The organism is Arthrobacter sp. TmtSoilC48, from assembly GCF_059739425.1.
Genome location: NZ_AP046049.1, coordinates 2,583,287 through 2,596,342 on the forward strand (window position 1 = coordinate 2,583,287; position 13,056 = coordinate 2,596,342).

11 protein-coding genes are annotated in these 13,056 nt (G+C 61.4%); 8 read left to right on the top strand and 3 right to left on the bottom strand.

Features of this window, described 5'->3' with window-relative positions:
- Positions 1-73 precede the first annotated feature (73 nt).
- Positions 74-937, bottom strand: coding sequence for a DUF3097 domain-containing protein (locus AC6I97_RS12165; RefSeq protein WP_497947072.1), 864 nt, complete (start codon positions 935-937; stop codon positions 74-76).
- A gap of 178 nt (positions 938-1,115) precedes the next feature.
- On the opposite strand from AC6I97_RS12165, the gene hrcA reads away from it, so the two are divergent.
- From hrcA to AC6I97_RS12180, 3 genes are read left to right on the top strand one after another with little or no spacing between them, the layout of a single operon-like run.
- Positions 1,116-2,123, top strand: a complete 1,008-nt coding sequence (hrcA, locus tag AC6I97_RS12170) for a heat-inducible transcriptional repressor HrcA (protein WP_224164450.1) — start codon at positions 1,116-1,118, stop codon at positions 2,121-2,123.
- Positions 2,124-2,173: 50 nt separating this feature from the next.
- Positions 2,174-3,301, top strand: coding sequence for a molecular chaperone DnaJ (gene dnaJ / locus AC6I97_RS12175; RefSeq protein ID WP_216925593.1), 1,128 nt, complete (start codon positions 2,174-2,176; stop codon positions 3,299-3,301).
- Between the two features lie 2 nt (positions 3,302-3,303).
- Positions 3,304-4,077, top strand: coding sequence for a 16S rRNA (uracil(1498)-N(3))-methyltransferase (locus tag AC6I97_RS12180; RefSeq protein ID WP_497944978.1), 774 nt, complete (start codon positions 3,304-3,306; stop codon positions 4,075-4,077).
- A 43-nt stretch (positions 4,078-4,120) separates the two neighbouring features.
- Here AC6I97_RS12180 and AC6I97_RS12185 read toward each other — a convergent pair whose 3' ends face one another.
- Positions 4,121-4,993 carry a GerMN domain-containing protein gene (locus tag AC6I97_RS12185; protein ID WP_224167532.1) on the bottom strand — a complete coding sequence of 291 codons (873 nt, stop codon included), beginning with the start codon at positions 4,991-4,993 and terminating at the stop codon, positions 4,121-4,123.
- Positions 4,994-5,415: 422 nt separating this feature from the next.
- On the opposite strand from AC6I97_RS12185, the gene AC6I97_RS12190 reads away from it, so the two are divergent.
- The 5 genes from AC6I97_RS12190 to AC6I97_RS12210 all read left to right on the top strand — a co-directional run bounded on the left by AC6I97_RS12190 (position 5,416) and on the right by AC6I97_RS12210 (position 10,921).
- Positions 5,416-6,501 (top strand): PhoH family protein, encoded by a 1,086-nt coding sequence (locus tag AC6I97_RS12190; RefSeq protein WP_224090480.1) that lies wholly within the window; start codon positions 5,416-5,418, stop codon positions 6,499-6,501.
- Complete coding sequence (gene ybeY, locus AC6I97_RS12195; RefSeq protein WP_224090475.1) at positions 6,498-6,971, top strand: rRNA maturation RNase YbeY; 474 nt, start codon at positions 6,498-6,500, stop codon at positions 6,969-6,971. Before AC6I97_RS12190 ends, ybeY begins: the two co-directional genes overlap by 4 nt.
- Positions 6,968-8,299: a hemolysin family protein gene (locus AC6I97_RS12200; protein ID WP_224090471.1), complete on the top strand. Its 1,332-nt coding sequence runs from the start codon at positions 6,968-6,970 to the stop codon at positions 8,297-8,299. The genes ybeY and AC6I97_RS12200 overlap by 4 nt, the downstream gene beginning before the upstream one ends.
- Positions 8,250-9,245 carry a GTPase Era gene (gene era / locus AC6I97_RS12205; protein ID WP_497944979.1) on the top strand — a complete coding sequence of 332 codons (996 nt, stop codon included), beginning with the start codon at positions 8,250-8,252 and terminating at the stop codon, positions 9,243-9,245. Before AC6I97_RS12200 ends, era begins: the two co-directional genes overlap by 50 nt.
- Positions 9,246-9,349: 104 nt before the next feature.
- Entirely contained in the window at positions 9,350-10,921 is a 1,572-nt protein-coding gene (locus tag AC6I97_RS12210; RefSeq protein ID WP_497944980.1) for an LCP family protein, read from the top strand.
- Positions 10,922-11,046: 125 nt separating this feature from the next.
- On the opposite strand, the gene AC6I97_RS12215 is transcribed toward AC6I97_RS12210, so the two are convergent.
- Positions 11,047-12,999, bottom strand: a complete 1,953-nt coding sequence (locus AC6I97_RS12215; RefSeq protein ID WP_497944981.1) for a M13 family metallopeptidase — start codon at positions 12,997-12,999, stop codon at positions 11,047-11,049.
- Positions 13,000-13,056 lie beyond the last annotated feature (57 nt).

Consider the following 13,056-nt stretch of genomic DNA (forward strand, 5'->3'; position numbering starts at 1 on the left):
CATCCCGGGACCAACGCCCCGTTACGTCCCCGGGAAAAGTGCGTTCAGGAAACGTAAATTCAGGACAAGACCGTCAGGCAGTGGTGAGGAAATCGATGACTTCCTCCACCCTTCCCAGCAGCGAGGCTTCCAGATCGGCGTAGGTGCGGACCGCACCAAGCAGGCGCTGCCAGCCGAGTCCAATGTCTTCGGCGGTTTCGTGCGGCCAACCGAAAGCGGTCAATATTCCGGTCTTCCAGTCAGTGCCGCGTGGAACGTCCGGCCACCGCTCAATACCCAGCACTTTTGGCCGGATCGCTTGCCAGACGTCTACGTACGGATGGCCCACGATCAGCACGTTTCCGGCGGCTCCGGGCACCGTCATGGCTTCTGCGGCGATGCGTGATTCCTTTGAGCCCGCTACCAGATGGTCTACCAGGATCCCAAGCCTGCGGCCGGGCCCGGGTGAGAACTCTGCGATCGCTGACTTGAGGTCGTCCACGCCGTGCAGCGGCTCTACGACGATGCCCTCAATGCGGAGATCATCGCCCCAGACTTTCTCCACCAGTTCGGCGTCGTGCTTGCCTTCCACCCAAATACGGCTCGCCTTGGCCACCTGGGCACGGTGGCCCAGGACCCTGACGGACCCGGATGCCGTTCGACCCGGCTGCAGAGATGAACCAGGAGTCGAACCAGGAGCCTTTGCCGCCGGTGGCATGAGGCGGATGGCCTGTCCTTCAAGCAGGAAACCGAATCCGAGCTGGAAGGACTTGGTTTTACCACGCCGGTCCTCAAGGGAGACGATGTGCATTCCCCCCGATTTCTCCACGCGGGTGACTTCGCCCACCCAGCCGGACTGGACGTCTTCAAGGACCATCCCGCGCTGGACGGCTACCTCGGGGAGCTGGCGTTGGGCAGGAGCGGACAGATCCTGCGGGCCCCACGTATCGAAAGCCAAGGACTTCATACCCCTTTGTGCTGGTTGTGCTGGGAATAACTCCCGCGGGCGGTTTCAATGCTAGCAACGTGCTGGCTCATACTAGACTTGTTAGCACTTGGGCATGTTGAGTGCTAAGTATTGGTCCGAAAAGCTATCGGTCCTACACAGGCCGGGACAGTCGTCAGGAGGTGTTGCAATGAGTGAGCCACGCAAGCTTGAAGTACTGCGCGCAATTGTTGAGGATTATGTGCATTCCCGTGAGCCGGTTGGATCCAAGGCACTTGTGGAGCGGCACCATCTCGGCGTTTCAAGCGCCACCATCCGAAACGACATGGCCGTACTTGAAGAAGAGGGCCTGATCGCGGCGCCGCACACCAGTGCCGGCCGGATCCCAACGGACAAGGGCTATCGGCTGTTCGTGGACAGGATCTCGCAGGTCAAGCCGTTGTCCGCCGCGGAGCGTCGAGCCATCCACTCGCTGCTGGAAGGGCCGGACGACCTCGATGACATCCTTGAGCGCACCGTCAGGCTGCTGTCGCAACTGACCAACCAGGTCGCCGTCGTACAGTACCCGCACTCCAACCGCGCACTTGTCCGTCACGTTGAATTTGTCCTCCTGGCGCCCAAGCAGGTTCTGGTGGTCCTCATCGCAGATACAGGAAGCGTTGGCCAGAAGGTCATCGAGGCTGGCTCCGATGTCAGCAACGAGGCCTTGATGGCCCTGCGCTCCCGGTTCCTTGGCAGTATCGCGGGAACCCAGCTGGCGCTGCTGCCGCAGGTGCTGCCATCCGTCGTGGCGCTGTGCCCGCCGGACCTTCGCGCACTCGCGCAGCATCTTGCCCATGGTCTCCAGGCTTTGAGCGACACCAGCCGTGAAGAGCGCATCGTCATGGCCGGAACAGCCAACCTTGCCCGCTCCAATGTGGATTTCCCGTTGAGTATCGGGCCAGTGCTGGAAGCTCTTGAGGAACAAGTTGTCATGCTCCGGTTGTTGTCCGATATGGGGGATGATCCCCGCGGCGTGACAGTCAGCATCGGACGCGAGAATCCTTACGATGGCCTGGCCGAGGCCTCGGTCGTGGCAACGGGGTACGGCTCCGGAGCCAAGGTCGGAATCCTTGGACCAACCCGGATGGACTATCCCACCACCATGGCTGCCGTGCGCGCCGTGGCCCGCTACCTTTCCCGCATTCTCGGCGGCTGACGCCAGCCCCGAGGTAAGAACCGTTTTACAACAAGGAAGAGATACCGACTTTGAGCAGCCACTATGACGTTTTGGGAGTCTCACCGGAAGCCACCGGGGAAGAGATCAAAAAGGCGTACCGCAAGTTGGCGCGAAAGCTTCACCCGGACGTCAACCCCGGGGAGGATGTCGCGGAGCAGTTCAAAGCCGTGACGCATGCTTACGAAGTGCTGTCCGACCCCCAGAAGCGCCGCGTCTACGATGCCACCGGCAACGAGAATGGCACTGACAACGGCTTTGGCGGCGGCTACTCAGGCCAAGGCTTTGCCTTCCAGGACATCTTCGACACCTTCTTCGGCGGTGGCGGCGGACACGCGGGACCAGCCTCCCGTGTGCGTCGGGGCCAGGATGCACTCATCAGCGTCCGCATCGACCTCAAAGACGCCGTGTTCGGTGTCAACAAGAAGCTCGAAGTTGATACGGCAGTGGTTTGCCCCACGTGTGATGGCAGCTGCTGCCGGCCGGGCACCCACCCTGAGCGTTGTGACATTTGTGGCGGCAGTGGCCAGGTCCAGAGGGCCGTTCGATCCATCCTGGGCCAGGTCATGACCACGGCCCCCTGTGGTTCCTGCGAAGGCTTCGGTACCGTCATCAAGGATCCCTGCAATGAGTGCAACGGCCAGGGCCGCATCCGTAGCCGCCGGTCCCTCACCATCAAGGTACCTGCCGGTGTTGCCACGGGTACGCGGATCCAGCTCTCCGGCCAAGGCGAAGCAGGACCGGCAGGCGGACCTGCCGGCGACCTCTACGTAGAGATCCGCGTCAACAGTGACTCCACCTATATCCGTGAAGGCGACGATCTGCACGCAACACTGAGCGTTCCGATGACGGCCGCTGCTTTGGGTACGGAACTGAGCCTGGAAACCTTTGACGGGCCCCAGGAGATCGACGTCAAGGCCGGCACCCAGTCCGGCGAGGTCATCACGCTTCGCGGTTTGGGTGTTACCCACCTCAGGGGCTACGGTCGCGGCGATCTCAAGGTGCACCTGCACGTTGAGACGCCGGTCAAGCTGGATCCGGCACAGGAAGAGCTTCTGCAGCAGCTTGCCAAGTTGCGGGGCGAGCAGTTCAGCGAAGGCAAACTCGTGGCCAGCGGCGGCATGTTCGCCAAGCTGCGGGACAAGCTCGGTAACCTGTAGCGGTGAGCAACCCCGTTTTCTTCACGCCTGCCGGGAGCCTGGACGGTGTTGAGCCGGGCGCGTTGTTCGTCATCGACGGTGCGGAAGCCCGGCATGCCGTGACGGTGAAGCGCCTCACCGTCGGTGAGGCCGTGGACATTGCCGATGGCGCAGGAGCCCGCCTGACAGGCACGGTGGCAGAGGCCGGCCCTGGAAGTTTGTCCGTCATGGCATCCAGTGTGATTTTCGAGGACCAGCCGGATGTGCGTTTGGTGCTTGTCCAGGCATTGGCCAAGGGTGACCGTGACGAGTTGGCTATAGAAACGGCCACCGAACTGGGCATTGATGCAGTGATCCCTTGGCAGGCCGAGCGATCCATTGTCCGCTGGAAGGGGGATCGCGCTGCAAAGGCCCACGCCAAGTGGCAGTCTGTGGTCACTGCCGCGGCCAAGCAGGCCCGCAGGGCATGGATACCCGAGGTACGTCCCATCCTGGATTCCGCGGCGCTGGCAAAGGCTGTTGCTGCCGCAGACCTGGCTGTGATCCTTCACGAGGACGCCAAGAACCCTTTGCGGACCGTCCTTGAAGCGCCGCTCGTGGCTGAAGGCGGCGGGCTGGAGTCGCCGCGTGAAGTCCTCTTGATCGTGGGGCCGGAAGGTGGCATCTCGCCGCGCGAGGTGACGCGCCTCAGCGACGCCGGGGCGGTCACGGCTCTCTTGGGCCACCACGTCCTGAGGTCATCGACGGCGGGACCCGCCGCCGTCGTACTCGCCTCCGACGTCCTGGGCCGCTGGTAGGCGGTGTGGGCTGGCAGGCGAAACTACCCTGGGGACCCTGGCTTTAGCCGACGCTGAAAAGACGCGTATCCGTGGTGGATGTGTCTGCTTGCCCGGAGTCCTGAACCTGGGTCACACGTAATTCGTATTTCCCCGGTTTCAGGGTTGCGCTGAAGGAGAACACACCGAATTGTCCCGGCTCGCCGGTGGCCTTTGTCTGGCCGGTCAACAGGCTGGTTTTCTCACCGCTGCCGTTGTCCCGGAGAATCTGCCAGCTGACGGGCTTGGAGCTGTCAGTGCTGCGGCCATTGAACTTAACGGCGCCGGCGGGCAGCGAGGTGTCCTCCTGCGGGTCGATAATCCACAGTGGCGCAACCAAGGAAGCGTCCCTGGCCATTGGTTGACCGAGCCGCACCTGGCCAAACGCCATGAAATCCGTGTGGCCGTCGACCAGAATGACCACCTGGATTTGCTGCCCTGAGTTGATCAAGCCCGACGACGACGCCGCTGCGGTGGCCGTGTAGACCAGCTGCTGTACAGCCCGTTGCGCCATACCTGCATCAAGGTTGGAATTGAAGGCGTCCCGCGAGATATCAACCGTGATCACGTTCTTGCCCGAAATGGAGGTTGCCAGGCTGCCTGGGTCCTGCCAGGGAGTGAAGAAGTCGTGGTCCAACGGCTTTTCGGCCATCATGATCCGCAGTGCTGTGGTGACGGGGTTTCCGTCGCCGGAGATGTCCCTGAATTCGCGGTACAGGTAGACGTCTTCCTTGCTCCGTCCAATCCAGTAAACCGGGATCTTGGTGGACGCCTGGGTGGTCTCCAGGGGAGCATTGCTGGCCGGAGCTTCCTGGACGCTGACGGGCGGCGCGCTGGAGGTAGCTTGGGTGGGTCCACCGTTGGCGATACAGCCGGTCAGCAAAAGGACAGCAAGCATCGCAGGCGCGGCGACGGCGGACTTTTTCCGCTTTCGCCCGCCGGGCTGATGGCTTACTGACTGCACGATTGGGGTTCCTTGCCTTTGCGGCCGGTGGTTGTCGCCGACGCGTCGAACGGGCGTAGTCTGACTTCCCGCTCTGCCAGCTTGGCATATCGTCGACGGCGGCTGGCCGGGTTTGCGGGCACTGGCGGCAACTGAAACAGGATTGATACCCGCTTGATGCCGAGTTGAGACAAAAAGTCGTCCCCCCGCGGCCCGTGCAAGGTGGACGAAGCCCGCGTGTACGCCCTTGTCGTTCCGGGCTGGCGTAGGATTGAAGGCATTCCGGCATATGGCCTGGCGGTTCAGCCAGTCCCGTTGTCGAAACGATGGACCAACTGTATTCCGACCGGAGGAGAAGAGGCCGCACGGCCACCACTATGAGTGAATCCCTGAATGGGCGGTTGCGGACCGGAAACGGGAACCCAGCCACCACCGAGTTCCCGCACACCTTACCGGGCACGCGCACGGAAATCGTCACGTTCGACAACTCCGATCAGATGGTTCACTCATTGGGCAGCCATGACGAAGCCTTGCGCTACATCGAGGAGCAGTTCCCGGACGTCAATTTCCACGTTCGCGGCAATGAATTGTCCATGTCCGGTCCCTCCACGGTCATTCCGCGCATCATGCGCCTCCTTGAGGAGGTCCGCGGACTGGTTGCCAGGGGAACCGTCGTTACCCCTGACGTCCTCCAGCAGCTCGTTTCCCTCCTGAGGACACAGTCAGTCCAGAATCCCGTGGATGTCCTTACCCACAACATTCTCTCGAGCCGTGGCAAAACCATCCGGCCCAAGACCCTGAACCAGAAGAACTATGTGGATGCCATCGATGCGAACACGGTGATCTTCGGTATTGGCCCGGCAGGTACTGGCAAGACCTACCTCGCCATGGCCAAGGCCGTGCAGGCCCTGCAACTCAAGGAAGTAAGCCGGATCATCCTGACCCGGCCCGCTGTTGAGGCGGGGGAGCGGCTGGGCTTCCTGCCGGGAACGCTGAGCGACAAGATCGACCCCTACCTGCGGCCGCTTTACGACGCCCTGCACGACATGATGGATCCCGAATCCATTCCCCGGCTGATGGCTGCCGGCACCATCGAAGTCGCACCGTTGGCCTACATGCGTGGACGGACGCTCAACGACGCCTTCATCATCCTGGACGAGGCCCAGAACACCACTCCTGAACAAATGAAAATGTTCCTGACCCGTCTCGGATTCGGTTCCAAGATGGTTGTTACAGGCGACGTAACGCAGATCGACCTGCCTTTTGGCTCCACTTCCGGTCTACGGATCGTACGGGAAATCCTCACCGGGATCGATGACGTCAATTTCTCCATCCTGGAGGCTGCGGACGTCGTCCGGCACCGTTTGGTTGCAGACATCGTCTCCGCCTACAGCAGGTGGGATGACGCGCACCGTACGGATGGGGCTGCCGGCACACATCACAAACGTGGAGAACGAAAATGAGCATTGAAATCAACAACGAATCCGGCGTGGAGGTGGACGAAGCCCAACTGGTGACATTGTCCCGGTTCATCTTCGAGCGCCTCTACATCCATCCGCAGGCTGAGCTGTCCATCCTCCTGGTGGATGAACCCGCCATGGAGAAGCTGCACATTGAGCTTATGGACGAACCAGGAGCCACCGATGTGCTCTCGGTGCCCATGGATGAGTTGACGCCGGGCACGCCCGACAAGCCCACGCCGCAGGGAATGCTTGGAGACATTGCCATATGTCCCCAGGTGGCCGAGGTGCAGGCGCGGAACGCCGGACACACCACCCAGGACGAAATGCTGTTGCTCGCCACGCATGGCATCCTCCACCTTCTTGGTTTCGACCATGCCGAACCGGAGGAAAAGGAAGAAATGTTCGGTCTGCAGCGTGAGTTGCTGTCTGAGTTCCTGGGCAAGGATGCCCCCATGGAGACCATGCAGTGACCTCGCTCATCCTTGTCGGCATGGCGCTGGTTTTCCTCAGTTTCGTCGCCTTGCTGACGGCAGCTGAGGCTGCGTTCAATTTCCTGCCCCGGCACGAAGCTGAACAATCGGTAGTCCGCAGCAAGGGCAAGGCCTTGGCAAGCATCCTGAAGAACCCCGTCGCCCATATGCGTGCCCTGCGGTTCTGGCGGGTGTGGTTCGAGATGGCAGCAGCGGTCGCCGTCGCTGTCGTTATGCACAGTTTGCTGGACAACGTGTGGCTTGCCGGCCTGGCGGCGACTGGCATCATGGCCGTCATCGGGTTCGTTCTGGTGGGCGTCTCGCCCCGGCAGTTGGGACGCGCGCATTCCGGCCCCATCGTCCGGTTTACCGCACCGTTGATCAGGTTCCTCTGCTGGATCCTCGGACCGATTCCCGGCTGGCTTGTCGCGTTGGGGAGCGCGGTCGCGCCCGGCGCCCCCGGCGGTGATGACGCGTTTGTCAGCGAGGAAGAATTCCGCGAGTTCGTGGACCGCGCGGCAGAATCGGACATGATCGAAGACAACGAGGCGGAGCTCATTCATTCGGTCTTTGACTTCGGCGACACCTTGGTCCGCTCGGTCATGGTTCCGCGCACGGACATCGTCAGCATTGGGACCGGTTCGGACCTTGAAGCGGCCATGGCCCTTTTCCTCCGCTCCGGCTACTCCCGGATACCGGTCATTGGCGAGAACACGGACCAGATCCGCGGCATTCTCTACCTCAAGGACGTTGCTGCGGCGATGCATCGCGGCGAACCCGGACTGCAACCGCACGACGTCGATTCCCTCGCCCGGGATGTTCGGTACGTCCCGGAATCCAAGCCCGTGAGCGACCTCTTGAAGGAACTGCAGAAGGAATCCACGCACGTTGCCATCGTTATCGATGAGTACGGCGGCACCGCGGGGCTGGTGACTTTGGAGGATCTCATCGAGGAAATCGTAGGAGAGATCGTTGACGAGTACGATTCTGCGGCGGAAGAAGCGGTGGATCTCGGCGATGGCACCTACCGTGTCAGTGCCCGCATGAGCATTGATGACCTCGGGGAGCTGTTCGATATCGACCTCGACGACGACGAAGTGGACACCGTTGGCGGCCTCCTTGCCAAGGCCCTCGGCCAGGTTCCGATCGTCGGGAGCTCCGTTGAAGTGAACGGTGTGTCGCTAAAGGCAGATAGGCTTGAGGGTCGCCGAAACCGGGTCAGCCACATCATTGCGGCAGCCATGCCAAAGGAAGACACTGACTTTGAAGACCTTCTCGATGAGGCAGACACAACGCAACAGGGAGTTCCACGTGAGCAAGCAAAATAAGAAATTCGACGCCGATGACGATTTCGGTGGCTTCCACGCCGGATTCTCGGTCCTTGTTGGCCGCCCCAACGCGGGAAAGTCCACGCTGACAAATGCCTTGGTTGGGCAGAAGGTGGCCATTACATCGGCCAAACCGCAGACCACGCGCCACACGATTCGTGGCATCGTCCACCGCGAGGATGCACAACTGATCCTGGTTGATACCCCGGGCCTCCACCGGCCCCGCACGCTTCTGGGAAAGCGGCTCAACGACCTCGTGGCTGACACGTTGTCCGAGGTGGACGCGATCGGGTTCTGCTTGCCGGCAAATGAGAAAATCGGTCCTGGCGATAAGTACATCGCCGCCCAGCTGGCTGCCGTGGGCCGCAAGCCGATCGTTGCCATTGTGACAAAGACTGACCTCGTGGACCGTCAGGCCCTGACGGAGCAGCTGCTCGCAGTTGCTGCCTTGGGCCGTGAAGTCCTCGGAGACCAGGGCTGGGCGGATATCGTTCCCGTTTCTGCCGCCGACGGTTTTCAGGTATCCACTGTTGCCGACGTCCTTATCGGGCACATGCCGTCATCGCCCCCTCTTTACCCGGATGGTGAACTGACCGACGAGCCCGAGGCCGTCATGATCGCTGAACTTATCCGGGAAGCCGCCCTCGAAGGTGTCCGGGATGAACTTCCCCACTCCCTTGCCGTTGTCGTTGAGGAAATCGTGCCCCGTGAAGGACGCACGGAGGACAACCCCTTGCTGGACGTCCGGGTGAACCTTTACGTGGAGCGGCCCTCCCAAAAAGCCATCATCATCGGTAAGGGTGGCAGCAGGCTCCGGGAAGTCGGAACCAACGCGCGCAAGGGAATCGAGACGCTCCTGGGAACCAGGATCTACCTCGATTTGCATGTCAAGGTTGCCAAAGACTGGCAGCGGGATCCCAAACAATTGGTAAAACTCGGCTTCTGATCCGGCGTCACGGCAACGGCGTGGCTGGGGCTCGATAAGGAACTTCCCAGAATCGGCCACTATGATTGCGGGGATCCACGTGTTTGAGGAAAGGTAACCGAATAGTGCGACGTCGTGACGCCCGCCCGCTGGGCCCCGGCACCGCTGCTCCCGATGCGGCGCGCCATGGGGAGGACCCCGAGGGAACTCCGCGCCACATGAACGCGCCCAAGGGGCTGCCTTTGTGGCTGAAGATTGTGACCGGCCTCGTGTCGGTGGCACTCGTTGCCGGCGTTGCTTTTGCAGCCTTCTGGTTTATCCGACTACAGACCAACATCACCAAGGCCCCGCTATCGGCGGCCGAATCACGCGATAGCAGTGATGCCGTGGTCAATGACAAATCGGACCGCCTGCAGATTCTTATCCTCGGCTCGGATACCCGCGATGGGAAAAACTCCCAGTACGGCAACGCAGACGATTCCACAGGCTACGGCCACTCGGATGTCATGATGCTGCTGGACATTTCCGCGGACAATAAACGGGTCAGCGTCATGAGTTTCCCACGTGACCTCCTGGTTGACGTGCCCCAGTGCACGGACCACACCAACAACCAGACGTTCCCCGCGCGGAGCGGTGTGATGATCAACGAAGCCATGGCAGAAGCCGGGATCGGCTGCGCGGTGGACACCATCAATAAGCTCACCGGCCTGGAAATTGACCACTTCATGATGGCCGACTTCAACGCGGTGAAGGAACTCTCCAAAGCCGTCGGCGGAGTGGATGTTTGTGTCAGTGATCCCGTCTTTGATCCGGACTCAGGTCTTCGTTTGGCGAAGGGCAATTCCCAGGTCGAAGGCGAGCAGGCGCTGGCGTTCCTGCGAACCCGGCATGCCTTTGGAGATGGTGGCGACCTGGGCCGAATCAAGGGCCAGCAGGCATTTCTTTCATCGCTGACACGTAAGCTCAAGGCGGACGGCACGCTGGGCAACCCGCAAAGGCTCCTGCAGATCGCTGACGTCGTCACGCAAAACCTCACCGTTGATGACGGGTTGGCATCTGTGCCATCGCTGTTGACGATCGGTGGGAGGCTGAAGGACATAGATGTCTCCAAGGTCGCATTTGTCGCGGTACCCACGCAGCCTGCCACGTTGGACCCCAACCGGTTGGAGCTCGTGGAGCCCCAGGCATCACAGCTTTTCGCGGCCCTTCGCGCAGATCTGGACCTGACGAATCCCGGGGCGACGTCCAGTCCGACTCCAACAGCGCCTGCGGGAGGAACACCTTCGGCGGCTCCAACCACTGCTGCCCCGACAGTCCCGGCGTACAACAAAGCCATCCAGCCCGTGGCAGTCGCCAACGGCAGCGGAGTTGGGACCAGAGCACAGGAAATCCTGGCAACGTTGACCGGCAATGGATTTACACAGTCGGTGTCATATTTGGCAAACCCAGTGGAGAAGACTGTGGTCTACTACGGTCCGGACTTCGCTGACGTTGCTACGGACGTTGCCACGCTGTTCGGCATCCCTGCGGCACAGGTTCAGCAAGCCCGGGGAGTCTCGGGCGTGCAGCTCTACGTGGGCACCGACTTTGCAACGGGGACCGCCTATGGAGCGGCCTCGGTCCCGCCCGATGTTGTCAACCAGACGGCCAAAGAAGCAGTCTGCCAACAGGTGAACCCGCTCTACATCACGCAATAGCCGTCACAGCAGGGCAATCCGGCGCAGGGCACTCCGCAGCGGGGTAACTCCGCAGCATAGACAGGGCCAAAGACTAATGGCCGGACCCCGGGTCATCCAGGGGCCGGCCATTCGTCGTAGTGGCTTTACCAGATGCTGACTCTGTCCTCAGGTGCCATCCACATCCGGTCTTGGTCATTGACCTGGAAAGTTTCGTGGAAGGCATCGAGGTTCCGGGCAATGGCATTGGTGCGGAACTCGTTGGGGGAGTGTGGATCGGTAGCAAGCCTGCGGATCGCTTCCTCGCTACGGATCACCTGGCGCCAGCCGGCAGCCCAGGACATGAAGAACCGCTGCTGGCCTGTGAAACCATCCAGGACCTCAGGCTCGGCACCATCGAGGCTGATCAGGTAGGCCTTGTAAGCAATGGTGAGGCCGCCCAGGTCACCGATGTTCTCACCCAGCGTCAGTTTGCCGTTGACCTTGTGCTCAGGTGCTGCGTAGGGGGATAGCGCATCGAATTGGGCAACCAACTTTGCCGTGCGGGCTTCGAAGGCCGTCCTGTCCTCTTCGGTCCACCAATTGCGGAGGGCTCCGCTTCCGTCGAATTGGGATCCCTGGTCATCGAATCCATGGCCGATCTCATGTCCGATCACCGCGCCAATCCCGCCGTAGTTCACGGCGTCGTCTGCTTCTGCCGTGAAGAACGGCGGCTGCAGGATGGCGGCGGGGAACACGATTTCGTTCAGCATCGGGTGATAGTAGGCGTTCACGGTCTGAGGGGTCATTAGCCACTTGTCCAGATCCACCGGCTTGCCGATCTCGTCCAGGTGTCGATCGACGTCGGCGTCGTGGGCCCGCTCAACGTTGCCCAAGAGGTCGTTGGCGTCGATCTCAACGGCGGAGTAATCGATCCATTTTTCAGGGAAACCGATCTTGGGGCGGAAAGCGTCCAGCTTCTTCAGGGCTTCGGCCTTTGTGTCCTCACCCATCCACTCAAGGGAAGAAATGCTGTCCCGGTAGGCCTCGATCAGATTGGCGACGAGGGTTTGCATCCTGGCCTTGTGTCCGCCGGGGAAATGCCGCTCCACGTAGATTTGGCCCACCGCCTCACCAAGTGCTGCTTCGACGACGGCAACGCCGCGCTTCCAGCGCTCCTTGTTCTGTGGGGTGCCACTGAGGGTGGTCCCGTAGAAGTCGAAGTTCGTGTCCACGAACTCCGAGGACAGGTAGGGTGCCGCTGAGTTGAGCACCCTTAGGGTCAGCCATTCCTTCCAGACGGCAAGGGGTTCCGATTCGAGAAGCGCGGCCGCGCCGGCAAAGAAGTCCGGCGTGCTGACTACGATTTCGCCGCGTTTGCCGGCATCGACGCGGCCGGCCTCAAACCAGGTATTCAATAGCGGGAACAGCGTCGCTGCTTCTTCGGCCGTTTTCAGGTTGTATGTCTTTTGGGGATCCCGAAGCGTGACGTTGTCCCAGTGGTGGGATGCGAGGGCCTTTTCCAAGGCAACGATGCGACCAGCAGCGCCTTCTGCGTCAGCAACGCCGGCGAGGCCGAGCAACTTGGCGACGTATTCACCGTAGGCTGCCACAATCGGGGCAAACTTTTCATCGCGGTAGTAGGACTCGTCCGGGAGGCCGAGGCCGCCTTGTCCGATGTACAGAAGAATCCGCTCCGGGTTTCCGGCGTCGGGTGCCGGGTAGATGGAAAACAAGCCGGAAACGTCGCACCGGAACAGCCGGCCCAGCAACGCCGCAAATTCCTCTGCGGAACCCACTGACCGGACTTCCTCCAGTCGCTCCCGCAAGGGCTCGAGTCCCTTCGCCTCTGCCGCGGCCTCATCCATGAAGCTCGCGTAAAGTCCGCCGACCTTCTGTTCGATGCCGGAGGCCGATGCTCCTTTGTTGGCGGCTTCCTCGATGATCGCCTTGACGGCCAGTTCTGCCTCGTCACGCAAAGCCGTGAAGGTGCCTTCCAGCGGGCGGTCGTCAGGGATCGTCGTGCTGTTCAGCCATGCACCGTTGACGTGCTGGTAGAGGTCGTCCTGCGGCCGGACGCTGTGATCGATGTTGGAAAGAGTGATCCCCGACTGTGGCACTGTGGCTCCTTGAATGGACGCTGCAGCCGGCGTTGCCACCGTCGCTGCGTCTGCATA

Bases quoted from the DNA above. Each gene is read 5' to 3' on its own strand.
- era (WP_497944979.1), top strand. From the start codon at position 8,250: ATGAGGCAGACACAACGCAACAGGGAGTTCCACGTGAGCAAGCAAAAT.
- ybeY (WP_224090475.1), top strand. From the start codon at position 6,498: ATGAGCATTGAAATCAACAACGAATCCGGCGTGGAGGTGGACGAAGCC.
- AC6I97_RS12185 (WP_224167532.1), bottom strand. From the start codon at position 4,993: ATGCTTGCTGTCCTTTTGCTGACCGGCTGTATCGCCAACGGTGGACCC.
- hrcA (WP_224164450.1), top strand. From the start codon at position 1,116: ATGAGTGAGCCACGCAAGCTTGAAGTACTGCGCGCAATTGTTGAGGAT.
- AC6I97_RS12190 (WP_224090480.1), top strand. From the start codon at position 5,416: ATGAGTGAATCCCTGAATGGGCGGTTGCGGACCGGAAACGGGAACCCA.